The organism is Streptomyces sp. NPDC008079 (assembly GCF_042957385.1).
Lineage (GTDB): Bacteria > Actinomycetota > Actinomycetes > Streptomycetales > Streptomycetaceae > Actinacidiphila.
The window spans coordinates 121,004-143,434 of record NZ_JBIBIC010000003.1 but is presented as its reverse complement, the minus strand read 5'-3'; the positions used below and the strand labels follow the sequence as shown (position 1 = coordinate 143,434).

The following is a 22,431-nucleotide window of genomic DNA, read 5'->3' as shown; positions in this document are numbered from 1 at the left end:
CTCCCAACGAAGGATCACGATGTCGCGCATCCGGCACACGACCAAGATTTCCGCCGTCGCCGCCCTGGTGCTCGCTCTGTCGTCGGCTATCGGAACAACCGTCGCCTTCGCCGACGCCGGTTCGGATTCCGCTCCGGCGCCCAGTGCACCCGCGGACACGTCGGTGGCCCCGGACAACTGGTTCCCCGGTGCTCAGCCCGCGAACTGGTTCCCCGGCGCCAGCGCGGACACCGGCCCGGACAACTGGTTCCCGAACGCCGTACCGGCGAACTGGTTCCCCACCGCGAGCGCCGTATCCCCCGACAACTGGTTCCCGGGTGCCGTACCCGTGAACTGGTTCCCCAGCGCCGTGGCCGTCTCCCCCGACAACTGGTTCCCGAACGCCGTCCCCGCCGGGAACTGGTTCCCGAATATCGCCCCGACCGATGTGACCGTGTCATCACTGTCGGTTTAATTTCCCCGAGCTCTCCGCGCCACCAGGTCCTGGTTTCCCCGCCGGACCCCGGCGCCGCAAGACCCGCCAAGACCCGCACAGCGCTGTACGGCCCGTGAGCGATATTCACGGGCCGTACAGCGTTTCCTGCATTGTGGGGGGAATCCTGGGGGCTCAGGGAGCCGATGTCACTTCCTGACAGGGGCGGGCGATCCGCAGGGACCGCCGCACCAGTTCATCGATGTCCGTGGCCGCGTCCTCGGCTGCCGGATGTACGGCGAGCCAGCCGAGGTGGCGGCGCAGGAAGGCCGCGAGGGCCGGCACCGTCCGTAGGGGGAGACGGACGGTGCGGCCCTCGACAATCAGATCGGCCCAGGAGGCGAGTGTGCCTCGTATGGCGGCGCGCGCCTCGACAGCCGGCCCGTTCAGGGGGATGCCGGGCCGGGCAGTGCCGGTCAGTCGGTCGCCGGAGTTCGGCGCCGGTACGAGTGCCACCTCCAACTCGCCGTATACCCGGGGAAGCAAGGCGAGTTGCCGATCCAACCGCTCCTGGCAAGGAACGCACAGGGCAGGGTCCGTCTCGACACAAAGGTGTCCGCTACGGAAATCAATCTCCTGCACTGCCGCTGTCCCTTCCTCGCTTGGGGCGGTAAGAAGAGCGAACCAGGAACAGGGTGATCCGGACAATGTCCACGGACCGGCCGGATTCTGCCATGGCGCAATCGCGCATCTAAGCACGTGGCAAGGTCACGACGGAAGCTGTGCCTCAATCGCCCCAACGACCTCCGCAGCCTCGGGCTCGGTCCGCGGCCGAAAACGCCCGACGATTTCTCCCGAGGCGCTGACCAGGAACTTCTCGAAGTTCCAGGTGATGTCACCGGCTTCTCCGGCCGCGTCGGGCACATCGGTCAGCCTGGCGTAGAGCGGATGCCGGTTCGCGCCATTGACATCCGCCTTCTCCAGCAGCGGGAAGCTGACGCCGTAGGTCGTGGAGCAGAAGGTCTGGATCTCCTCGGCGGTGCCGGGCTCCTGTCCGCCGAACTGGTTGCACGGCACGCCCAGGACGGTGAAGCCGCGGTCGGCGTAGCGCTTCTGCAACCTCTCCAGGCCCTCGTACTGCGGGGTCAGGCCGCACTTGGAGGCGACGTTGACCACCAGGACGGCCTTGCCCGCGTGGGCGCCGAGGGTGGTGGGGTCGCCGTCGATGGTGTTCAGGGGGATGTCGTAGAGGCTTGCGGGGTTGCTCATGAGTGAATTCTCCTATCGGTCCGTGACCGTGATGCCCAGGGTCTGGGCGAGCGCGGGGGCGAGGTCGAGAAGCTGCGAGGAGCTGATGACGGCGCCGCGCAGCGACTCGTATCCGTCGGCGAGGTCGATGGTGACCGCGCCGCGCAGGTCGGCCTTCTTCAGCGTCGCGCGGCCGAGCCGGGCGCGCTCGATGCTGCTGCCGGGGAAGGTCACCCCGTTCAGCTTGGCCTCGCCGAAGTCGACGTCGCGCAGGACGCAGTCCTCGAAGGCCACGTCGTGCAGGGCGGTGGCGCGCAGATTCACGGAGTCCAGTTTGCAGCGCCGGAAGGTGACCCGGCGCAGCACGGCTCCGAACGCCTCCACGCCGGCCAGCGAGCAGGCGGTGAGCGAGGAGTCCAGCCAGTCGCTCTCGGCGAGCGAGACGCCCGTGAAGCGGCTGCCGGTGGCCCACAGGTCGTTGATCCGGGACCGGCGCAGGGTGGTGTCCGTGAAGGTGCAGTCGGTGACCGCGCACTCCAGGAAGCGGGAGCCGTTGGCCGCCTCGTCCTCGAAGGCGAGGCGGTCGAAGTGGACGGTGTCGTAGTCCCCTTCGACGGCCAGCGGGCCGGTGTGAGGACGCAGCAGATCGGCGTACGGAAGGTCGGCGAGTTCGTCCGGGGGTGTCACTCGGCCAGCGTACGCGGCACCTCCGACAGCGCCCCGTGAGGCATCGGCGGCCCACCGGGAAGCCGACTTAAGGGACATACACCCCACCCCTTGCTAGGTTGCAGCCCATGAGCGCAACCAGCGCCGCGGCGGCGGACGCTCCCCCGGCCGCCCTGCGGATGCCCCGCCGCCGCGGTGTGGAGCTGTCGCTGATCGTCGCCGCGGTACTGATCTCGGTGTACGGCTACGCGGAGGTCGGCCTGGCCAGGAACGGCGCGGTGCCGCCCGACGCCGCGGCCTACGGGGCGGGCCTGGGCGTGCTCGCGCTCCTGGCCCACCTCGCGGTCCGGGCCCGCGCCCCCTACGCCGATCCGCTGCTGCTGCCGATCGCCGTGCTGCTCAACGGCTTCGGCCTGGTGCTGATCTACCGCCTCGACCTGGAGCCGGTGCTCGGCGGCCGGGCGGCGCCCACCCAGCTGATCTGGTCCACGCTCGGGGTGGCGCTGTTCATCGCGGTGGTGCTGGCGCTGCGCGACCACAGGACACCGGCCCGCTACGCGTACATCAGCGTGACCGCCGCGCTGCTGCTCATGGTGCTGCCGATCTTCTTCCCCGCGATCAACGGCGCGAAGATCTGGATCAGGGTCGCCGGATTCTCCTTCCAGCCGGGCGAGTTCGCCAAGGTGCTGCTCGCGGTCTTCTTCGCCGCCTACCTGTCGGCCAACCGCGCGGCGCTGGCGTACGCGGGCCGCCGGGTGTGGCGGCTGCAACTGCCCACCGGCCGCGTGCTGGGCCCGGTGGTGGCGATCTGGCTGCTCAGCGTCGGCGTCCTGGTGGTCGAGCGCGACCTGGGCACCTCGCTGCTCTTCTTCGGCCTGTTCGTGATCATGCTGTACGTGGCGACCGGGCGGACCGGCTGGATCGCCGTGGGGCTGCTGCTCGCCGGGGTGGGCGCGTGCGCGGTCGGCGCGCTGGAGCCGCATGTGCACAGCAGGGTGCAGGACTGGCTGCACCCCTTCGCGACCATCGACGCGGGCATCGGCCCCAACCAGATCTCGCAGTCGCTGTTCGCCTTCGCCAACGGCGGGGTGCTCGGCACCGGGCTCGGCCAGGGCCACTCCGCGCTGATCGGCTTCGCCGCGAAGTCGGACTTCATCCTGGCCACCGCGGGCGAGGAGCTGGGCCTGTTCGGACTGACCGCGCTGCTCCTGCTGTACGCGCTGCTGGTGGCGCGCGGCTTCCGGGCCGGGCTCGCGCTGCGCGACCCCTTCGGGCGGCTGCTCGCGGTCGGCCTGACCTCGATCCTGGCGCTCCAGGTCTTCGTGATCACCGGCGGGGTGATGGACCTGATCCCGATGACGGGCATGGCAATGCCGTTCCTCGCGCAGGGCGGCTCGTCCGTCGTGACCAACTGGATCATCGTGGCGCTGCTGATCCGGCTCAGCGACAGCGCCCGCCGCCCGGCGCCCGATCTGCCCGAGGGGCCGCCGGACCAGCTCGCGCCGCTGGAGCGGACCCGGTGATCCGCTGTGTGCGGCACGCCGCCGCCTTCTGCTTCCTGCTGCTGGTCGCGCTGCTGCTCAACGCGGCGCGGGTGCAGGTCGTCAAGGCGTCCGCGTACGACGGCAACCTGGCCAACCGGCGGATCGCGATCACCCGTTACCACCAGCCGCGCGGCGACATCCTCGTCGGCGGCTCCCCGGTGACCGGATCACGCGACGCGGGCGGCCAGTTGAGGTACCAGCGGACGTACGCCGACGGGCCGCTGTACGCGCCGGTGACCGGCTTCGCCTCGCAGACGTACGGCACGACGCTGCTGGAGGGCACCGAGGACGGCGTGCTGTCGGGCACGGCCTCGCAGTTGGCGTCGGTGCCGCTGTGGAACGAGATCACCCGGGCGCGGCAGCGCGGCGGCGATGTGCACACCACGATCGACGCGGCGGCGCAGCGGGCGGCGTACACCGGCCTCGCGGGCCGCAGGGGCGCGGTGGCCGCGGTGGATCCGGCGACCGGGCGGATTCTGGCGCTGGTGTCGTCGCCGTCGTACGACCCGGCGGCGCTGTCGGGCACCGGCGCGGCGGTGAACGACGCGTGGACGCGGATGAACACGGACACAAGTCAGCCGATGCTGGACCGGGCGATCCGGCAGACGTATCCGCCGGGTTCGACGTTCAAGGTCGTCACGGCCGCCGCCGCGCTCCAGAGCGGCAAGGTCACCGATCTGCTGGCGCCGACGCGCTCGCCCGATCCGTACCGGCTGCCGGGTTCGACGGCCACGCTCACCAACGAGGGCGGCGGCTGCGCCGACGCCAGCATGTACGACGCCTTCCGGGTGTCGTGCAACACCGTCTTCGCCAAGCTGGGCGCCGACGTGGGGCTGGCCGGGATGCGGGCGCAGGCGCAGGCGTTCGGCTTCAACGACACGCGGCTGCGGATTCCGCCGTCCGTCGCGAAGAGCAACTTCGACACGCGGATGAGCCCCGACCAGGTGGCGCTCTCCTCGATCGGGCAGTTCGACACGACCGCGACGCCGTTGCAGATGGCGATGGTGGCGGCGGCGGTCGGCAACGGCGGGGTGCTGATGGCGCCGTACCTGGTGGACTCGGTGACCAACCACAGCGGGGCGACGGTCTCCGCCGACGGGCCGCGGACGCTGCACCGGGCGATGAGCGAGGGCACCGCGCGGCAGCTCCAGCAGCTGATGGAGGCGGTGGTCACCGACGGCACCGGCACCAACGCGGCGATCCCCGGTGTCGTCGTCGGCGGCAAGACCGGCACCGCGCAGCACGGTGTGGACAACACCGGGACGCCGTACGCCTGGTTCATCTCCTACGCGAAGCCGCCGGGCGGTACGCAGGCGTCGGTGGCGGTGGCGGTGGTCGTCGAGGACGCGGAGGCGGTGCGGGCGGACATCTCCGGCGGCGGGAACGCGGCGCCCGTCGCGCGGGCGGTCATGCAGGCGGTGCTGAACGCGCGCTGACGTGCCGTCGGGGACAAGTGCCGTGCGACGGCGGTCACTTCACCTTGGGGAAGCTGAAGGCGTAGCCCTGCCCCTTGAGCCAGGGCAGGATCTGCTCCAGCGCGTCCACGGTCTGCTCGCGGTCGCCGCCGCCGTCGTGGAAGAGGATCGTCGGGCCGTTGCTCAGCTCGTACTTGATGGTCTGCACGATCGTGCCGACGCCGGGCTTGGTGTAGTCCTTGGTGTCGACGTTCCAGCCGAGCGGGCGCATGCCGTGCTGGGCGGCGAGCGCGCGGCTGGCCGGGGTGAAGGCGCCGCCGGGGGCGCGGTAGTACTGCACGGGCGCGCCGCCCGAGGCTTCCTCGATCATGGCGTAGGCGTCCATGATCTCCTTCTGCTGGTACGCGAAGGGCTTGTGGTCCATCGACTCGTCGTGGGTCACGGTGTGGTCGCACAGCCGGTGTCCCGCGGCGACGACGGCGCGTACGAGATCGGGGTGGGCCTTGGCCTGCGGGCCGATCATGCAGAAGGTGGCGTGGACGCCGTGCTGCTTGAGGACGTCGAGCACCTTGGGCGTCCAGACCGGGTCGGGGCCGTCGTCGATGGTGATGTTGACGGCCTTGCCCGCGGCTTCCGGCGCGTGCACGATCGTGTCGGGCACCGCGGCCACGGTGGGTATGTGGCTGGTGGGCGTACTGGACGGGCCGGTCGAACCCGCGCCCGTACCGCCGCCGTCGCTCCCGTTGCCGCCGCCCTTGCCGCCGCCGTTCACCCCGCCGATGACGCCGGTGCCGTTGTTCGCCGACGCCTTGCCGTGCCCGTGTGCCAGGACCGCGGTGGCCACCGACGCGATCACCACCACCAGGACCGCCATCGTGATGGCCGCCGCCTGCGGCATCGTCCTCAGTCGCCCCACCGAGAATCGCCCTCCGGTCATCGTCTGTACCCGCCCGCCTCGTTGATTCCATCGACCCGGTCCGCGCCGTGTTCCACGCGCTGTCCGCACGGCCGGCCGTCCCCCCGGCTCCGCGACCGAATAGATGCTGCTGCCTCCGCGTCGGTTCCGCCATGGGCACGTCGGCGACACTGCCGTTACAGAACCCGGACGTCCGGCTAACTCCCTGGTGGCGACGTCAGCCCGGTGCACCGGCGCAACTGGTCGTACCGGTCGGTGATCCGCTGCCCCGCCGCGCCGGTCCGCGGCTGCGGTACGCCCGCGCCGTCGACGAGGGCGGGCGCGAAGACGGCGCGGGTGACCTTGCCGCGGCGGACGGTCAGTGTGGTGACGCCGGTCTCGTCGGAGTGCGGGTACGGCGAGGAGCCGTACCAGAGGAAGTTGCCGAACCCGTAGGCCACATAGGTCGGGCCGAGCATGCCGGAGCCGAGCATCACATGGGCGTGGGTGCCGACGACCGCGGTGGCCCCGGCCGCCGACAGGTCGGCCGCGATCGACTTCTGCTCCGGCCCCGGGCAGCTCTGGCCCTCGGTGCCCCAGTGCAGATAGACCACCACGACATCGGCGTGCGCCTTGGCGTCCCTGACCGCCTTCAGCAGCCGGGGGCGGTCGAGCGCGGAGGCGATGCCGGGGGCGGTGGCGGTGGCCCGGAAGTTCTCGTTGGTGATGTCGTAGACCTGGCTGGCGGCGACGACCGCGAGGCGTACGCCGTTGACCGTCTCGGTGTACGGGCGGTACGCCTCCGCCGCGTCGGCGCCGATGCCGACCACGGGGACCGGCGCCACGCGCTTGGCCGCGAGGCTGTCGGCCAGGCCCTGGGCGCCGTAGTCCACGGCGTGGTTGTTGGCCATGGTGACGGCGTCGACGCCGGACCGCTGGAGCGCGGCGAGCGCGTCGGGGCCGGTCCTGAAGTGGTACTTCTTCGGCTGCGGGGTGCCGCGCGTGGTGATCGCGGACTCCAGGTTGACCATCGAGAAGTCGGCGGCGGCCAGCGCCGTCGACATCGGCCCGAGCGCCGGGTCGATGCCGAGCCGGTTCGCCGTCCGCTCGGTGAAGTGCACGTCCCCGGCGAAGGCGAGGGTCACGGTGCCGACGGGCTCGGCCGGGCGCGCGGCGGCGGCCGCCGTCGGCGTCGAGGAGGGCGCGGCGCCGCCGGTCGTGGCGGTGCGCGAGTCCGGTGCGGGTCCGGCCTCGGTGGAGCCGCCGCGGCCGTAGGCCACGTACAGGGAACCGGCGGCGACGAGCAGCAGCGCCGTACCGCCGACGACGGTGTTTCTGCGTCGGCGGCGTGCTCTGGCCCGGCGTGTCTCGCGCCGCGATTCCGGTCCGGCTCCCTCGTTCATCGGACAAGCGTACGATCCGCTCGCCGTGGGTCAGTGCGGGGCCGCCCCCTGCGCGATGGCGTCGGTGACCTCGGCCACGCGGGCCTGCTCCTCGGCGGCGAAGCGTTCCGCGTCGAGTTTCTCCGCGATCTCCTCGTCCTCGTCCATGAGCTGGTCGAGGTTGGAGTCACCGAGGTCGAAGACGCCCATGTCGAGGTACGCCTTCTGGAGCCGGGGTCCCCACAGGCCGATGTCCTTCACGCACGGCACGATGCGGCTGAAGAGCAGCTTGCGGAACAGGTGCAGGAATTCGGAACGTTCGGTCATCTCGGCGGCCTCGGCGGTGGGGATGCCGAAGTTCTCCAGGACTTCGAGGCCGCGCAGCCGGTCGCGCATCAGGTAGCAGCCCTCGATGACGAAGTCCTCACGCTCGCGCAGTTCCGCGTCGGTGAGCTGCTTGTAGTAGTCGCGCAGCGCCATCCGTCCGAAGGCGACGTGCCGGGCCTCGTCCTGCATGACGTAGGCCAGGATCTGCTTGGGCAGCGGCTTGGTGGTGGTGTCGCGGATCATGCCGAAGGCGGCGAGCGCCAGGCCCTCGATGAGCACCTGCATGCCGAGGTAGGGCATGTCCCAGCGCGCGTCGCGCAGGGTGTCGCCGAGCAGCGCCTGGAGGTTGTCGTTGATCGGGTAGACCATCCCGACCTTGTCCTGGAGGAAGCGGCCGTAGATCTCGGCGTGCCGGGCCTCGTCCATGGTCTGGGTGGCGGAGTAGAACTTCGCGTCGAGGTCGGGGACGGACTCCACGATCCGGGCGGCGCAGATCATCGCGCCCTGCTCGCCGTGGAGGAACTGGCTGAACTGCCAGGAGGTGTAGTGCTGCCGCAGCAGCCCGCGGTCGCGGGCGTTCATCGCGTCCCAGTAGCGGCTGCCGTAGATGGACATGGCCTCGTCGGGGGTGCCGAGCGGGTCGTACGGGTCGACCTCCAGGTCCCAGGCGATGCGCTTGGCCGCGTCCCACTGCTTGTCCTTGCCCTTCTGGTAGAGGGCGAGCAGGCGTTCGCGGCCGTCGCCGTACTCCCAGGAGAAGCGGGCGGCGCCCTGGGCCGGGACCTGCCAGATCCACTCGGTGGGCGGTTGCGTGTACAGGGCTTCCGTCGACATCGGCGGCTCCATTCCACGTGCGCGGGGTCTTGACGGGCTTGTTGACACAGAGTCTCATAAGAGTCGTACCGCAGGTAACCCTCATGCGCCGGAGGCCACTTCACGATGGACACCAGCCTGATCGACCGCGAGAAGACCGCGGAGCGGCTGCTGGCCGCGTCCGCCAAGCACTCGTTCGACCCGGACACCGAGCTGGACTGGGACGCGCCCTTCGAGGAAGGCAAGTGGTTCTGGCCGCCGGAGCTGGTGTCGCTGTACGACACCCCGCTGTGGCAGCGGATGTCGCAGGAGCAGCGCGTCGAGCTGAGCCGCCACGAGGCGGCGTCGCTGTGCTCGATCGGCGTCTGGTTCGAGACGATCCTGATGCAGCTCCTGCTGCGGCACACCTACGACCTGGACCCGACCAGCAACCATGTGCGGTACGCGCTGACGGAGATCGCCGACGAGTGCCGGCACTCGAAGATGTTCGCGCGGGCCGTGACGAAGATGGGCACGCCCACCTACCGCCCCAGCAGGCTCGACCACAATCTCGGCCGGCTGATCAAGACGGTGTCCACCACGCCCGGCGCCTTCACCGGCACGCTGCTGGCCGAGGAGATCCTGGACTGGATGCAGCGGCTGACCTTCCCCGACGACCGCGTGCAGCCCTTCGTCCAGGGTGTGACCCGGATTCACGTGGTCGAGGAGGCCCGGCACATCCGCTACGCCCGCGAGGAGCTGCGCCGCCAGATGGTGACGGCGCCGCGCTGGGAGGTCGAATTCACCCGGCTGACCTCCGCGCAGGCCGCCAGGACCATCGCCCGTTCGCTGATCAGCCCGCAGGTCTACGCGTCGGTCGGCCTCGACCCCGTCCAGGCGGCCGAGGCGGCCCGCACCAGCCCGCACCGCCGCGAGGTGATGCGGCAGTCGGCGAAGCGGCTGATGGACTTCCTGGACGAGATCGGGCTGATCAAGGGCCCGAGCCGCAAGCTGTGGCGCTCGTCCGGACTGCTCGGCTGACCCGGCCGCACCCACGGACCCGGACACCCGTGCGAAGCCCCGCGCCCGGGCCGACCCGTTCACGTGTGCGGGCGGATAGTCTGCTGGACATGACCAGCAGCGCGGCGCCCGCATACCGCCGGATGAGCGTCGAGCAGCGCCGTACGCAGTTGCTGGCCGCCGCCGTCGACCTGTTCGGCCACCGGCGGCCGGAGGACGTGTCGGTCGACGACGTCGCGGCGGCGGCCGGGGTCTCCCGGCCGCTGGTCTACCGCTACTTCCCCGGCGGCAAGCAGCAGTTGTACGAGGCCGCGGTGCACGACGCGGCGCAGGAGCTGATCGGCCGCTTCGGCGTCCCCTCGCAGGGGCCGCCGACCGAACGGCTCGCGGACGCGCTGGACCGCTACCTGGCGTATGTGGACGAGCACGACGCGGCGTACGGGGCGCTGCTGCGCGGCGGCAGCGTCGCCGAGACCAGCCGTACGGACGCGATCGTGGACGACGTACGGCGCCGGGCCGCGGAGCAGGTGCTGCACCACCTCGGGGTGACGGCGCCGGGGCCGCGGCTGGCGATGATGGTCAGGTCGTGGATCGCCTGCGTGGAGGCGATATCGCTGATCTGGCTGGACGAGGGCAAGCAGCCGCCGGTCGCGGAGCTGCGGGCGTGGCTGGTGGACCACTTCATCGGGCTGCTGCTGGTGACCGCGACGACCGACCCGGAGGCCGCGGAGGCCGCCGCCCGCGCGCTGGCGCTGGAGACCCCGAGCAGCCCGGCCGGCGGGCTGGCGCGGCGGCTCGCGCCGATCGCGGACGCGGTCGCACATCTGCTCCCCGACCCCTCCTGACCCCGACCGGGGAACCCCGCGCCGCCCGCCGTGCCATCCTGAGCGGGTGAGACACGAGGACACGGAATTCGTCGGGGGCCCGCTGGACGGGCGGGTGCTCGGCGTGCTCGCCGGGATGACCGGGCAGCCGCCGCGCGTCTACACCGTGCCCGTACCCACGCCCGAGGGCGGTCCGCCGGTGGTGCACGTCTACCACCGCGAGCCCAGCCCCGGCCCGCGCGGCTCCCGCCGTACCCGCTGGGTCTTCGTGTACGACCCGGAGGGCAACCGCCCGGACGGCCCCAAGTGGCCCTGGCGCAAAGGCGCCTGACGCCCCGCCGGACGGGCCCGTGCGGCCACGCGGGACATCGCGTCGGACCGGGCCGCGCGGCGTGCGGCGCAAAGGCGGCCGAACCGGGCGGTTCCACAGGTCAAAGGGCCGGGTATTGGTCCGGACCATTGACACGCATTGGTCTGGACCTGTTTGCTGCGCGGTGACATGCGCCGTCCTCACCGAAGGAGCATCCCCCCATGCTCTCCACCGCACCGCGCAACAGACGCAGAACCTTCATCGCCGCCTCCGCCACCCTCGCGGGCGCCGTCGCGCTCGGCGGGCTCGTGGCGCTCGCCCCGTCCGCCAGCGCGGGCGAGTTCCTGACCAACGGCGGCTTCGAGACCGGCGGCCTGTCCGGCTGGAGCTGCGACGCGGGCACCGCCGCCGTCGTCAGCGGCCAGGCGCACAGCGGCACTTACGCCCTCCAGGGCACCCCGAGCGCGAGCGGCACCGCGCAGTGCAAGCAGAACGTGTCCGTCGCGCCGAACACCACGTACACCCTGACCGCCCAGGTCAAGGGCGCGTACGTCTACCTCGGCGTGGACGGCGGCACCAGTACGTGGACGCCCGGCACGGGCAGCGGCTACGCGGCGCTGAGCGTGTCCTTCACCACCGGCGCGAGCCAGACCAGCGCGGCGGTCTACGTGCACGGCTGGTACGGCCAGCCCGCGTACCTCGCCGACGACGTCTCGCTCCAGGGCCCCGGCAGCGGCACGACCACGCCGCCCACGACGCCCCCGACCACCCCGCCCACGACCCCGCCGACGACGCCCCCGACCACTCCCCCCACCACCCCGCCGACGACGCCTCCCACGACGCCGCCGACCACTCCCCCGACCTCGCCCCCGCCCTCCGGCGGACTGCCCACCCACGCGCTGGTCGGCTATCTGCACGAGACGTTCGCCAACGGCTCCGGCTACACCAAGCTGGCGGACGTGCCGGACAGTTGGAACATCATCGACCTGGCGTTCGGCGAGACCAGCTCGCCGACCTCGGGCAGCATCCACTTCACCCGCTGCTCGGCCAGCGAGTGCCCGGGAGTGGAGTCCGACGCGGACTTCAAGGCCGCGATCAAGGCCAAGCAGGCCAAGGGCAAGAAGGTGCTGCTGTCCATCGGCGGCGCGAACGGCGAGGTGCAGCTCACCACGACGGCCGCCCGCGACGCCTTCGTCTCCTCGGTGAGCGGCATCATCGACACCTGGGGCCTGAACGGCATCGACATCGACTTCGAGGGCCACTCGCTGTCCCTGAACACCGGTGACACCGACTTCAAGAACCCGACCACCCCGGTGATCGTCAACCTGATCTCGGCGCTGAAGACGCTCAAGGCCAAGTACGGCAGCGGCTTCGTGCTGACGATGGCGCCCGAGACGTTCTTCGTCCAGATGGGCTACCAGTACTACGGCTCGGGCCCGTGGGGCGGCCAGGACCCGCGCTGCGGCGCGTACCTGCCGGTGATCTACGCGATGCGCAACGACCTGACGCTGCTGCACGTCCAGGACTACAACTCCGGCTCGATCATGGGCCTGGACAACCAGTACCACTCCATGGGCGGCGCGGACTTCCACATCGCGATGACCGACATGCTCCTCACCGGCTTCCCGGTGGCGGGCAACACCGCCAACATGTTCCCGGCGCTCGCCCCCTCGCAGGTCGCGATCGGCCTGCCCGCCTCGGTCAACGCGGGCAACGGCTACACCGCCCCGGCCGCCGTCGACCAGGCGCTCGACTGCCTGACCAAGAAGACCAACTGCGGCGGCTACACCACCCACGGCACCTGGCCCGCGCTGCGCGGTCTGATGACGTGGTCGGTGAACTGGGACAAGTTCAGCAACTGGGAATTCCAGAAGAACTTCACCAGCTACTTCGGCTGAACCGCCCGCAGATCCCCCGCCGATCCGTCGGCTGCCTTCGACCGAGCCGGTGACGGCTCCTGAAACGCGTACGGCCCGGCCGCCGAGGGCGGTGACCGGGCCGTACGCTTTTTATGTCCGGAAGGTGATCGCACGGCGAAGATCACCTGTGAGAGTGACCGGGTTGCGCGGAATCGCCTATTCCCTCTGTCGAACATATGACAATTCGTGGCAGGATGCGGATCGCGTAGCGTGTTACCGACCGGTTACGGGAGATGAGGGGTAGTCAGTGGCCCGAGGTACCAGGAGGTGGCTGCGTTCGGCCGCGGTCTGCGGCACTCTGCTCGCCGCCGCGGCACTCGCCCTGCCGGCCCAGCAGGCGGCGGCGCGGCCCTACGACCCACCGCCCGCGGCGGAGGTCTCGCTGCCCGATCTGCTGACCAGGCTCCAGACCCTCTACGCGCAGACGGAGACGGCGACCGAGTCGTTCAACAAGGCCAAGGAGACCGCCGACCGGCAGCGCGCCCAGGCCGACCAGGTCGACGCACAACTCGCCGACCAGCGGGTCTCGGTCGCGGACAAGCGCGACGAGGTGGGTCTGATGGCCCGCCAGATGTACAAGGACGGCAGCGTGTCGCCGTACCTGTCGATGCTGACCGGCCAGACCCCGCAGGACTTCTTCGGGCAGCGGCACGTCCTGGACCGGGCCGCCGATCACCAGCAGGACGTGCTGGCCGAGCTGACCAGCGGCGAGCAGCGGCTGAACGAGCTGAACACCCAGGCGCAGCAGGCGCTGGACAAGGCGCAGTCCGCGCTGGCCGTCCAGCAGGCGCAGAAGAACACGGTGGAAAAGCGCCTCCAGGAGGTCGAGTCGATACTGGCCGGGCTCACCGGCGTGCAGATCAGCGAATTGCAGTCGCTGGAGGAAAAGGGCGTCAACAAGGCGCAGCAGGAGTTCCTCGACTCCAAGGCGCTGGGTTCCGACGCCGACAGCCGCCTGCCGTCCGACGCGGGGAAGCGGGCCATCAGCTACGCCTTCATGCAGCTCGGCAAGCCGTATGTGTGGGGCGCGCAGGGTCCGGACTCCTTCGACTGCTCGGGGCTGACCTCGCAGGCGTGGTCGCACGCCGGGGTGACCATCCCGCGCACCAGCCAGGAGCAGTGGGCGCGGCTCCCGCACGTGCCGCTCGAACTGCTGCGCCCCGGCGACCTGGTGATCTACTTCTCCGGCGCCACCCATGTGGCGATCTACATCGGCGACGGCCTGGTGGTCCAGGCGCCGCGCCCCGGCTCGGTGGTGAAGGTCTCGCCGATCGCCGCCAACCCGATACTGGGCGCCGTCCGCCCGGACCTCGGCAGCGCCCCGGCCGGGGACTACACCCTGCCGAAGATCCCCAAGCAGGCCGAGCAGCCGACGCCGTTCAGCCCGCAGGTGACGCCCCCGGCGCCCAAGCCCAGGACCTCCGGCGGGTCGACCGGCACCGCGCCGGCCACGCCGCCGCCGCACTCCACGGGTCCCGTCACCCGGCCGACCCCGGGCGAGAGCACGCCGCCGCCGAGGATCACCCCGACGCCGACGCCCTCGGACACCCCGTCCGGCGGCCCGACGCCCACGCCCTCCGCCACCGAGAGCGGGGGCGCGAGCTAGGGCCTGTCCGGCGGATCATGGGAGCCGGGTCCGACGCCTAGGCGGAGGGCCCGGCGCCCGCCGCGGCCTGCGCCTCGGCGAGATACGCCCCGGCCCGCTCCGGGTCGAAGAACCACTCCTCGTAGTCGGCCGGGTCGTCGAAGCCGTTGGCGAAGCGGTCGGCGACCGGCTGGAGCCCGCCCGCCGCGCCGATCAGGCCGAGGACGTGCTCCGGCGGCGGCGCGAGCATCGCGTTGGTCCACTTGGTGACCGGCGCCGCGTGGTTCCAGTAGCGGTCGAAGGCGCTCTGCATCCACGCGCGGTCGAAGGGCAGCTCGCCGCGCTCGACGATGCTCGCCAGGTACGAGGCCGCACACTTGGCGGCGTTGTTGGAACCCTGGCCGGTGATCGGGTCGTTGGCCACCACGACGTCCGCGACGCCCAGAACCAGCCCGCCCGAGGGCAGTTCACCGACCGGCTCGCGCACGGTCGGCGCGTACCGCCCGGCGAGCGTGCCGCCCGCGTCGGTCAGCTCGACCGAGCCCGCCCGGTCGTACTCCCACGGCGTGAAGCGGCGCATCAGGTCAAGTGTGAGGCGGAGCTGCTCCGCGGGGTCCTTGACGCCCTGGAAGACGTCGACCGGGCCGCCGGGCACGCCCTCCCAGAAGAGTATGTCGGCCGGGCCCGAGGTGGTCAGCGTCGGCATCACGAACAACTCGCCGACGCCCGGCACCAGATTGCAGCGCACCGCGAAGAAGTCGGGGTGCTCGGGGCGCGGCCCGAGTCCGTGCACATACGACACCGCGAGCGCCCGCTGGGGGGCGTCGTAGGGCGAACGGGCGGCGTCCCGGCGGAACATGGAGACGATCTCGCCCTTGCCCGCGGCCACCAGCACCAGGTCGTAGGCGCGGGAGAAGTAGTCCAGATCCGATACGGCCACACCGTGGATGACGAGCTTGCCGCCGCGCTCGGCGAAGGTCTCCATCCAGCCGGCCATCTTCACCCGCTGGTCGACGGACTGCGCGTGACCGCGCAGCCTGCCCACCCAGTCGATCGGCCGTGAGGCGTCGGGCGCGGAGACGGAGACACCCACTCCCTCGATGCGCGGCGCCTGGTCCTCCCAGAAGTTCAGCCCGAGGTCGCGTTCGTGCTGGAGCGCGGTGGCGAACATGCACTGGGTGGACATCACCCGGCCGCCGCGTATCTCGTCGGCGGTCCGGTTGGACATCACGGTGACGTCATAGCCCTGGGACTGGAGGCCCAGGGCGAGTTGGAGCCCGGCCTGCCCGGCTCCGACGATGAGTATCTTGCGCACAACGGCTCGCTTCAGGTCGATGGACTTCGTAAGGCGGCGGCAACCGCGGCCACTACATGGGCTGTTCGGACAGCGCGTGCCCGACCAGCGCCAGCAGCGCCTCCACCACTGAATACCGCTTGCGAGCGTCGATCACCAATACGGGGATGTGGGCGGGTACGGCCAGTGCCTCACGGACGTCGTCCGGGGTGTACTGCGCCGTGCCCTCGAACTGGTTGACGGCGACCGTGTAGGGCAGACCGGTGCCCTCGAAGTAGTCCAACGCCGGGAAGCAGTCGGCCAGTCGGCGGGTGTCGGCGAGCACGACCGCGCCTATCGCGCCGCGCACGAGGTCGTCCCACATGAACCAGAAGCGCTGCTGTCCCGGCGTGCCGAAGACGTACAGCACCAGGTCCTGGTCCAGGGTGATCCGGCCGAAGTCCATGGCCACCGTGGTGGTGGTCTTGTCGGGAGTGGCGGCGAGGTCGTCGACGGCCTCGCTGGCCTGGGTCATCACCGCCTCGGTGGTGAGCGGTGCGATCTCGGAGACGGCGCCGACGAAGGTGGTCTTGCCCACGCCGAAGCCGCCCGCCACCACGATCTTCGTGGAGACCGGCGCCCTGCCGCGTTCCTTCTGCCACTCTTGCAGGCCGTCCTGCTGGTCAGAGCCTGCGAAGTCCACTGAGCACCCTTTCGAGCAGCGCGCGGTCGGGGCTGCCGGGCCCGTGCCCGGTTCCGTACACGCGGATCCTTCCCTGGTCCGCCAGGTCACTGATCAGGACACGGACGACGCCGAGCGGCATCCGCAGGAGTGCGGAGATCTCGGCCACCGACCGCATTCTGCGGCACAGTTCGACGATCGCCCGCAGCTCGGGCATCACGCGCTCGGCCCAGTCGCCCCTGGTGAGGGCGAGTTGTTCGCCCGGACCGTCAACGGTGGCCACGAACGTCTCGACCATGAGCACATGGCCGAACCGCGTGCGACCGCCGGTCAAAGCGTACGGGCGTACGCGCGCGGTGCGCCGGTCGGCTCCGCGTTGGGGCAGCGACGGCATCAGCGGGCACTCTCCATGGCGTGGCGCAGCTCACTGCGCAGTGCGGGGGTCAGGACGTGTCCGGCCCGTCCGACGAACAGGGCCATGTGGTAGGCGATGACGCTCATGTCGCAGTCGGCGCCCGCGTGCACGCCCAGCAGCGAGCCGTCGCTGATCGACATGACGAACAACGCGCCGTCGCTCATCGCGACGGTGGTCTGCCGGACCTTGCCGCCGTCCATCAGCTTCGCCGCGCCGACGGTGAGGGAGGCCAGGCCCGACACGACGGCGGCGAGGTCGCCGCGGTCCCCCGCGGGGTTCTTCCGCGGGGCGGGGACCGCCGGGTCCTCGTCGGCCGGCGGCGCGGGGGGCGGCGACGCGTCGGCCTCGGCGTGCGAGGTGATCAGCAGCAGGCCGTCGGAGGAGACCACGGCGACCGAGCGGACGCCGTGCACCTCCTCGACGAAGCTCTGCAACAGCCACTGGAGATTGCGCGCCTCATGACTCAAGTCCTTCGTTTGCGTGCCGACCGCGTTCAACGGGTCGCCTCCTCAACGGTTTCGGCTGGGCCTGCGTCCCCCTGGTCGTCCCCTCGCACGTCCGTGGTCGTGACCGCGGTGCCCTCCACCGCTCCCGGTCCCGCTCCGGCTCCCTGCTCCGGTATCACCACTCCTGCCCCGGCGACCGGTCCTGATCCGCTGGTGATCTCCTCCTCGACGTCCCGCCGTCCGGCCTGCAATCCCCTTTGCAGACCGCCCAGTTTGCGCCGCAGCGCCTCGGCGTCGACCGGTCCCCCGCGCTGCGGCTCGCGCGTCGCGGGCTCTCCGGTCAGACCGGTGCTGCGCGGGGTCCGCTGCGGCAGCCCCTTGCCGGTGAGGCTGCCGCCGACGGGCGCGGCAGGCGTGTCGGCTGCGGACACCCTACGGTGCCTGGGCCGGGAGGCGCCCTGTCCTGGCGCGGTCCCGCCGTCGGGAGCCGGGCGGGTGTGCTCGGTCTGGCGCGGTACGGCCGGGTCGGCGGCGGGCGCGGGCGCCCGGCCGAACTCCGGTGCGGCGGAGGCGGTTTCGGCGGCCGGTTCCGTGGCTGACGGGGCGTCGGCCCCGGCGCCGGCCGGCGTCGTGGCCGCGGGCATCGGCTCGCCCGCCAGCGCGGCCTCCACCGGCGTGGCGGGCTGCTCGTCGGGCTGCGCGGCCGGGAGCAGGACCCGCGGCAGCACGACGACGGCGGCGGTGCCGCCGAGCTTCTGCGGGCGCAACTGCACCCGGACGCCGTGCCGGTGGGCGAGCCGGGAGACCACGTACAGGCCCATGCCGGAGACCGTGCCGGGCGGGGCCGGGTCGGGGTCGGCGAGTACCGCGTTGAGCTCGCCGAGGCGTTCCGGCGGTACGCCGATGCCCGCGTCCTCGACCGACAGCATGACCTCGCCGCTCTCCAGCAGCCAGCCGGACAGGTGCACTTCGGCGTGCGGGGCGGAGAAGGAGGTGGCGTTGTCGAGGAGTTCGGCCAGCAGGTGGCTGATGTCGTCGGCGGCGCGACCCGCGATCCGGGCGACGGCGAGCGCCTGGATGCGTACCCGGTCGTACCGCTCGATCTCGGAGATCGCGGCGCGTGCCACGTCGACCAGCGGGACCGGGCGGGCGGCGGCGCCGTGGCTGTGCTCGGTGCCGGTGAGGACCAGCAGATTCTCGCTGTTGCGCCGCATGCGGGTGGCGAGGTGGTCCAGCTTGAACAGGGTCTCCAGCCGGTCCGGCTCCTGCTCCTGGTCCTCCAGGCCCTCGATCAGGGTGAGTTGACGCTCCACCAGGCCGAGGGTGCGCAGGCTGAGGTTGACGTAGGTGAGCTGCGCGGCGCCCTGCGTGGTGGCGGCGGCGAGCTGCCGGGTCAGCTCGTCCTGGCGGCGCAGCAGCGTGTCCCGCTCGGCGGAGAGCGCGCCGTGCACGCCGAGCGCGCGGATGCGGTCGGCGGCCAGGTCGGCGGAGCGCGAGCGCAGTGCCTGGGCCTCCTGCGTCAGCGCGTTGGCCCGGCGGGCGACGGCGGCGAATTCGTCGGTGCCGGTCACCTCGGCGCCCTGGCCGCTCTCGGCGTCGGCGCGGGACCAGCGGTGCAGCGCGGCCAGCGGGCGGGTGAGGCTGCGGAAGACGGTGACGAGGACGCCCACCACGAGCAGCAGGCAGAGCGCGGCGAGCGCGGCCCGCAGCTCCAGCGCGGTGACGTCGTCGTCGCGGTCGTGGGCGGCGGCGCGGGCCTCGTCGGTGGCGGCGGACGCCTCGACCGTACGCATCAGGCCGATCCTGGCGGTCAGCGCCGCGTTGACCGGTTTCGCGCCCAGCGCCCGGTCGGAGCGGGTGAGTTGCCCGCCGTCGAGGAGCTGGGCGAGGTCGCGGTCGGCCTGCGCGGTGTCGGCGCCGGTGACGGTCTGGTCGTACTGGCCGCGCAGGTCGGCGGGGGCCGTGGCGCGGAATTCGGCGAGCGCGGCCTGTTCCTGGACGTGGGCGACCTGGGCCGCGGCGGTCAGCTCCGGCTGGGTGCCGCCCGCGGTGAGCGCGGCGACCAGCAGGCCGCGCTGGACGGCGGCGGCGGTGACGGCGCGGGTCAGCGGCGCGGTGACCGGGCCCGCGGTCCTGCCGAGGGCGTCGAGCAGCGGCTGGTAGGCGCTGATGACGCTCTGCGGGCCGCCGTCGCCGCCGAGGGCGCCCTGCCGGACGCGGGGCAGCGCGGCGAGCGCGGTCCGCAGGCCGGCGGGGGCGTCGGCGGCGACGTCCTGGACCTGGCGGTCGACGCGGGAGCGGCTGTCCTCCGGCAGGCCGTCGCCGTTGGCCGCGTCACGGCCGTCGGCGGCGAAGGCGGCGAGGTCGTCGCGCTCGTCGGCGAGGGAGTGGGCGAGCACGGTGGCGCGGGTGGTGAGCTGGGCCGCGTCCGCCCGGTCCTGGGCCCGCGACAGGTCGCGGACCGCGAGGGCGACGCCTGGAGCGGCGGCGGCCAGGACGGTCACGGCGCAGACGAGCAGGGCGGCGAGCAGACGCTGCCGGACCCTCCGCTCTCGCGGTTGACGTCGTTCACGCAACTTCGGTGCTCGCAATCACGTATCGCCGGCGGGCCCGGGAGTGTCCCCGGGGAATATGCAGAAGTCCCTCCGACCCTTGCAGCCCCGCCCGGAGAGGTGCCACGCGTCGCTCCCCCGGACACTCGAACGAGTGAATCGCAACGAGGAGTTGACCGACAAGTCCGGCGTGCGCGGGGACACTTCGCCCGGCGTGGACGGCACTGGCGCGGTGCTGCGACCTTTGGCAGGATGCCCGCGCGCATATGCCCATGCGCCCCGGTCCGTACCAATGGGGCCGTCCGCGGGGGGCGCGGTTTCGAACGCCGGGCCGCCGCGCGGGGTGCCGGGGAGCCGCCGTCCGGCCACCGCCGGGACACCCGCGGGCCGCCGTCCGTACCCGCGGGTCCCGCACACTGGTCCCATGCGCATCGAGACGGCCACCGCGCCCGGCACCCCCGACCGTCCGAACGAGGACTTCGTCTCCGTGGCCCTGCCCGCTTCCGGGCAGGGCGGCGCCGTGGTCCTGCTGGACGGGGTGACGCCGCCGCCGGACAACGGAGATTGCGTGCACTCGGTGCCGTGGTTCACCGCCCGGGTCGGCGGCGCGCTGCTCGAACTGTCCGTTTCCCGGCCGGAGATGACGCTTCCCGACGCTCTGTCCGCCGCGATCGGCAGGACGGCCGCGGCACACCGTGACACCTGTGATCTTTCTCACCCACTCACCCCGCAGGCCACGGTGGTCGCCGTCCGCTGGGACGAGGAGTACGTCGAGCACCTGGTGCTGTCGGACTCGGCGCTGCTGCTGGAGTCGCCGGACGGCGAGGTGACCGCGGTGCTGGACGACCGGATCGACCGGCTGCGCGCCGCGGGCGTACGGGTCGGGCCGCTGCGCAATCTGGAGGGCGGTTTCTTCACCGCCGCCGCCGATCCCGCGGTCGTCTCGCGGGCCGTCACCGGCCGCACCCCGCGCTCCCGGGTCCGCGCGCTGGCCGCGCTCACCGACGGCGCCGCCCGTACCGTCGAGGTCTTCGGCGACGACGCCTGGTCCGATGTCCTCACCCTGCTCCGCAAGGCGGGCCCCGAGGCCCTGATCGCCCGCGTGCGCGCCCGCGAGGCCGCCGAGGAGTCCCCCGGCGGAAAGCGCCACGACGACGCGACAGCGGTCCTGGTGGAGCTGTAGCCGCGCGGGGGCGCGCTACTCCTCGTTGTTCAGGCGCTGGAGCAGGCGGGCCAGCTCCGCGACGTCCGTGCGGTCCCAGGCCATGAGCTGGCGCAGGTAGCGCTCGCGGCGGGCGGTGCGGACGCGGGAGAAGCGCTCGCGGCCCTCGGCGGTCAGGCGCATCAGGAAGGCGCGGCCGTCGGCGGGGTCGGGCTCGCGGGTGACCAGGCCCAGTTCCTCCATGGCCCGCAACTGGCGGCTCATGGTGGCCTTTCCGACCCCGAAGTACGCCGCGAGTTCGGTGGCGCGCTCGGGTTCCGTCTCCTCCAGCCGGACCAGCAGGCCGTACGCGGCGGGTTCCAGTTCCGGGTGGACGGCGCGGGCGAGGTCGCCCGAGGTGGCGCGGGCGCGCCGGAACAGCACGGTCAGTTCGCGCTCCAGCGCGTCCATGTCGCTGTCGTCGGATCCGGCCGCTTCCGCCGCCTGTCTCGCCTCGTTCACACCGTTCCCGCTTTCAACGCCTGAAAGTTTCCTTCACTCACGGTTGTTTCCGCAGCACGTCAAGTATTTCGCAGGAGTAGACCATCGGCGGTTTCCTGACCCCCTTTCACGCCCGGAGTCGCGCCTCTACCTTCAAATCTGTCATGGCCACTGCAAGGCCATGCCGAGTCCCCACCATGGAGGCACGAATGTCCCACGGAGATCTCTCCGTCGTGCACGGCCCCGGCTCGGTCCGGAAGAGGCTCGGCCTGCTGGCCGGTCTGTTCGTCACCATGCTCGCGATGGTGTTCGTCGTGCCCGGCTCCGCCAGCGCGGCGAGCGGCACGGGGCACCTCACGCACCCCGAACTCGACTGGATGGGCTCCACCATCAAGGCGCACGAGGGCTCCAGCGCCTCCTCGTCGTCGTCCGCCGGGACCGTCACCCCGATGGCGACGCAGACGCTCGGCATGGACGTCTCCGGCTACCAGGGGAACGTCAACTGGGCCACCGCGTGGGCGAACGGCGGCAAGTTCGCCTACGTCAAGGCGACCGAGAGCACGTCGTACGCCAACCCGTACTTCACGCAGCAGTACAACGGGTCGTACAACGTGGGCATGATCCGCGGCTCGTACCACTTCGCCACCCCCGACACCTCCGGCGGCGCCGCGCAGGCCGACTACTTCATCGCCCACGGCGGCGGCTGGTCCGGCGACGGCAAGACGCTGCCGGGCGCGCTGGACATCGAGTACAACCCCTACGGCGCGACCTGCTACGGCCTGAGCCAGGCCAGCATGGTGAGCTGGATCCACGCCTTCGCCAACCAGTACCACGCGCGCGAGGGTGTCTACCCGGTCATCTACACCACCTTCGACTGGTGGAACACCTGCACCGGGAACAACAGCGGCTTCGCCACCACCAGCCCGATCTGGATCGCGAAGTACACCAGCACGGTCGGCACCCTGCCCGCGGGCTACGGCTTCTACACCTTCTGGCAGTACGGCGATTCCGGCACCTTCCCCGGTGACCAGGACCGCTTCAACGGAGACCTGTCCCGTCTCCAGGCCCTCGCCCTGGGCTAG

At 71.7% G+C, this 22,431-nt stretch carries 22 protein-coding genes; 10 read left to right on the top strand and 12 right to left on the bottom strand.

Annotated features, from left to right (window positions below; translation table 11 throughout):
- The first annotated feature begins 19 nt into the window (after nt 1–19).
- Entirely contained in the window at nt 20–454 is a 435-nt protein-coding gene (locus ACFZAM_RS10065; protein WP_391044452.1) for a hypothetical protein, read from the top strand.
- Between the two features lie 153 nt (nt 455–607).
- On the opposite strand, the gene ACFZAM_RS10060 is transcribed toward ACFZAM_RS10065, so the two are convergent.
- The 3 genes from ACFZAM_RS10060 to ACFZAM_RS10050 all read right to left on the bottom strand — a co-directional run bounded on the left by ACFZAM_RS10060 (nt 608) and on the right by ACFZAM_RS10050 (nt 2,347).
- On the bottom strand, nt 608–1,054 hold the full coding sequence (locus tag ACFZAM_RS10060) for a hypothetical protein (protein ID WP_188281773.1): 447 nt from the start codon (nt 1,052–1,054) through the stop codon (nt 608–610).
- 126 nt (nt 1,055–1,180) lie between these two features.
- Entirely contained in the window at nt 1,181–1,681 is a 501-nt protein-coding gene (locus ACFZAM_RS10055) for a glutathione peroxidase (RefSeq protein WP_391044449.1), read from the bottom strand.
- A 12-nt stretch (nt 1,682–1,693) separates the two neighbouring features.
- Nucleotides 1,694–2,347: a pentapeptide repeat-containing protein gene (locus tag ACFZAM_RS10050; protein WP_391044447.1), complete on the bottom strand. Its 654-nt coding sequence runs from the start codon at nt 2,345–2,347 to the stop codon at nt 1,694–1,696.
- A gap of 107 nt (nt 2,348–2,454) precedes the next feature.
- On the opposite strand from ACFZAM_RS10050, the gene ACFZAM_RS10045 reads away from it, so the two are divergent.
- Together ACFZAM_RS10045 and ACFZAM_RS10040 are read left to right on the top strand one after the other, a co-directional pair.
- Complete coding sequence (locus tag ACFZAM_RS10045; protein WP_391044445.1) at nt 2,455–3,849, top strand: FtsW/RodA/SpoVE family cell cycle protein; 1,395 nt, start codon at nt 2,455–2,457, stop codon at nt 3,847–3,849.
- Nucleotides 3,846–5,306: a penicillin-binding transpeptidase domain-containing protein gene (locus ACFZAM_RS10040; protein ID WP_391044443.1), complete on the top strand. Its 1,461-nt coding sequence runs from the start codon at nt 3,846–3,848 to the stop codon at nt 5,304–5,306. The genes ACFZAM_RS10045 and ACFZAM_RS10040 overlap by 4 nt, the downstream gene beginning before the upstream one ends.
- A 34-nt stretch (nt 5,307–5,340) precedes the next feature.
- Here ACFZAM_RS10040 and ACFZAM_RS10035 read toward each other — a convergent pair whose 3' ends face one another.
- The 3 genes from ACFZAM_RS10035 to ACFZAM_RS10025 all read right to left on the bottom strand — a co-directional run bounded on the left by ACFZAM_RS10035 (nt 5,341) and on the right by ACFZAM_RS10025 (nt 8,723).
- Nucleotides 5,341–6,222, bottom strand: a complete 882-nt coding sequence (locus ACFZAM_RS10035) for a polysaccharide deacetylase family protein (RefSeq protein WP_391044441.1) — start codon at nt 6,220–6,222, stop codon at nt 5,341–5,343.
- Nucleotides 6,223–6,398: 176 nt separating this feature from the next.
- Entirely contained in the window at nt 6,399–7,583 is a 1,185-nt protein-coding gene (locus tag ACFZAM_RS10030; protein WP_391044440.1) for a CapA family protein, read from the bottom strand.
- Between the two features lie 30 nt (nt 7,584–7,613).
- On the bottom strand, nt 7,614–8,723 hold the full coding sequence (locus ACFZAM_RS10025; protein WP_355344403.1) for a ferritin-like domain-containing protein: 1,110 nt from the start codon (nt 8,721–8,723) through the stop codon (nt 7,614–7,616).
- 105 nt (nt 8,724–8,828) lie between these two features.
- Here ACFZAM_RS10025 and ACFZAM_RS10020 point away from each other — a divergent pair, with 105 nt between their 5' ends.
- From ACFZAM_RS10020 to ACFZAM_RS10000, 5 genes are all read left to right on the top strand, one after another.
- Nucleotides 8,829–9,722 (top strand): diiron oxygenase, encoded by an 894-nt coding sequence (locus tag ACFZAM_RS10020; protein ID WP_391044436.1) that lies wholly within the window; start codon nt 8,829–8,831, stop codon nt 9,720–9,722.
- A gap of 89 nt (nt 9,723–9,811) precedes the next feature.
- A complete protein-coding gene (locus ACFZAM_RS10015; RefSeq protein ID WP_355344409.1) occupies nt 9,812–10,546 on the top strand; it encodes a TetR/AcrR family transcriptional regulator in 735 nt (244 codons plus the stop codon).
- Between the two features lie 46 nt (nt 10,547–10,592).
- Nucleotides 10,593–10,856, top strand: a complete 264-nt coding sequence (locus ACFZAM_RS10010) for a hypothetical protein (protein ID WP_355344412.1) — start codon at nt 10,593–10,595, stop codon at nt 10,854–10,856.
- A gap of 200 nt (nt 10,857–11,056) precedes the next feature.
- The gene (locus tag ACFZAM_RS10005; protein WP_355344415.1) at nt 11,057–12,733 is read left to right on the top strand and encodes a carbohydrate binding domain-containing protein; all 1,677 of its coding nucleotides are present in this window, start codon (nt 11,057–11,059) and stop codon (nt 12,731–12,733) included.
- A gap of 268 nt (nt 12,734–13,001) precedes the next feature.
- Complete coding sequence (locus ACFZAM_RS10000) at nt 13,002–14,360, top strand: NlpC/P60 family protein (RefSeq protein WP_391044431.1); 1,359 nt, start codon at nt 13,002–13,004, stop codon at nt 14,358–14,360.
- Nucleotides 14,361–14,397: 37 nt separating this feature from the next.
- On the opposite strand, the gene ACFZAM_RS09995 is transcribed toward ACFZAM_RS10000, so the two are convergent.
- From ACFZAM_RS09995 to ACFZAM_RS09975, 5 genes are read right to left on the bottom strand one after another with little or no spacing between them, the layout of a single operon-like run.
- Nucleotides 14,398–15,654 carry a styrene monooxygenase/indole monooxygenase family protein gene (locus ACFZAM_RS09995; protein ID WP_355344421.1) on the bottom strand — a complete coding sequence of 419 codons (1,257 nt, stop codon included), beginning with the start codon at nt 15,652–15,654 and terminating at the stop codon, nt 14,398–14,400.
- A gap of 52 nt (nt 15,655–15,706) precedes the next feature.
- Complete coding sequence (locus tag ACFZAM_RS09990; RefSeq protein ID WP_355344424.1) at nt 15,707–16,315, bottom strand: ATP/GTP-binding protein; 609 nt, start codon at nt 16,313–16,315, stop codon at nt 15,707–15,709.
- The gene (locus ACFZAM_RS09985; protein WP_188281760.1) at nt 16,296–16,688 is read right to left on the bottom strand and encodes a DUF742 domain-containing protein; all 393 of its coding nucleotides are present in this window, start codon (nt 16,686–16,688) and stop codon (nt 16,296–16,298) included. Before ACFZAM_RS09985 ends, ACFZAM_RS09990 begins: the two co-directional genes overlap by 20 nt.
- Entirely contained in the window at nt 16,688–17,176 is a 489-nt protein-coding gene (locus ACFZAM_RS09980) for a roadblock/LC7 domain-containing protein (protein ID WP_391044428.1), read from the bottom strand. Before ACFZAM_RS09980 ends, ACFZAM_RS09985 begins: the two co-directional genes overlap by 1 nt.
- Nucleotides 17,177–17,202: 26 nt before the next feature.
- A complete protein-coding gene (locus ACFZAM_RS09975; RefSeq protein WP_391044426.1) occupies nt 17,203–19,731 on the bottom strand; it encodes a nitrate- and nitrite sensing domain-containing protein in 2,529 nt (842 codons plus the stop codon).
- 400 nt (nt 19,732–20,131) lie between these two features.
- On the opposite strand from ACFZAM_RS09975, the gene ACFZAM_RS09970 reads away from it, so the two are divergent.
- Nucleotides 20,132–20,890 carry a hypothetical protein gene (locus tag ACFZAM_RS09970; RefSeq protein WP_391044423.1) on the top strand — a complete coding sequence of 253 codons (759 nt, stop codon included), beginning with the start codon at nt 20,132–20,134 and terminating at the stop codon, nt 20,888–20,890.
- 15 nt (nt 20,891–20,905) lie between these two features.
- On the opposite strand, the gene ACFZAM_RS09965 is transcribed toward ACFZAM_RS09970, so the two are convergent.
- A complete protein-coding gene (locus ACFZAM_RS09965) occupies nt 20,906–21,319 on the bottom strand; it encodes a MarR family transcriptional regulator (protein WP_355344462.1) in 414 nt (137 codons plus the stop codon).
- 239 nt (nt 21,320–21,558) lie between these two features.
- Between ACFZAM_RS09965 and ACFZAM_RS09960 the strand changes: the two genes are divergently transcribed.
- Nucleotides 21,559–22,431, top strand: coding sequence for a GH25 family lysozyme (locus ACFZAM_RS09960; protein WP_391044421.1), 873 nt, complete (start codon nt 21,559–21,561; stop codon nt 22,429–22,431).

Bases quoted from the DNA above. Each gene is read 5' to 3' on its own strand.
- ACFZAM_RS10045 (WP_391044445.1), top strand. From the start codon at position 2,455: ATGAGCGCAACCAGCGCCGCGGCGGCGGACGCTCCCCCGGCCGCCCTG.
- ACFZAM_RS10065 (WP_391044452.1), top strand. From the start codon at position 20: ATGTCGCGCATCCGGCACACGACCAAGATTTCCGCCGTCGCCGCCCTG.
- ACFZAM_RS10030 (WP_391044440.1), bottom strand. From the start codon at position 7,583: ATGAACGAGGGAGCCGGACCGGAATCGCGGCGCGAGACACGCCGGGCC.
- ACFZAM_RS10020 (WP_391044436.1), top strand. From the start codon at position 8,829: ATGGACACCAGCCTGATCGACCGCGAGAAGACCGCGGAGCGGCTGCTG.
- ACFZAM_RS09985 (WP_188281760.1), bottom strand. From the start codon at position 16,688: ATGCCGTCGCTGCCCCAACGCGGAGCCGACCGGCGCACCGCGCGCGTA.
- ACFZAM_RS09970 (WP_391044423.1), top strand. From the start codon at position 20,132: ATGCGCATCGAGACGGCCACCGCGCCCGGCACCCCCGACCGTCCGAAC.
- ACFZAM_RS10015 (WP_355344409.1), top strand. From the start codon at position 9,812: ATGACCAGCAGCGCGGCGCCCGCATACCGCCGGATGAGCGTCGAGCAG.
- ACFZAM_RS09960 (WP_391044421.1), top strand. From the start codon at position 21,559: ATGTCCCACGGAGATCTCTCCGTCGTGCACGGCCCCGGCTCGGTCCGG.
- ACFZAM_RS10005 (WP_355344415.1), top strand. From the start codon at position 11,057: ATGCTCTCCACCGCACCGCGCAACAGACGCAGAACCTTCATCGCCGCC.
- ACFZAM_RS10025 (WP_355344403.1), bottom strand. From the start codon at position 8,723: ATGTCGACGGAAGCCCTGTACACGCAACCGCCCACCGAGTGGATCTGG.
- ACFZAM_RS10035 (WP_391044441.1), bottom strand. From the start codon at position 6,222: ATGACCGGAGGGCGATTCTCGGTGGGGCGACTGAGGACGATGCCGCAG.
- ACFZAM_RS09965 (WP_355344462.1), bottom strand. From the start codon at position 21,319: ATGGACGCGCTGGAGCGCGAACTGACCGTGCTGTTCCGGCGCGCCCGC.
- ACFZAM_RS10055 (WP_391044449.1), bottom strand. From the start codon at position 1,681: ATGAGCAACCCCGCAAGCCTCTACGACATCCCCCTGAACACCATCGAC.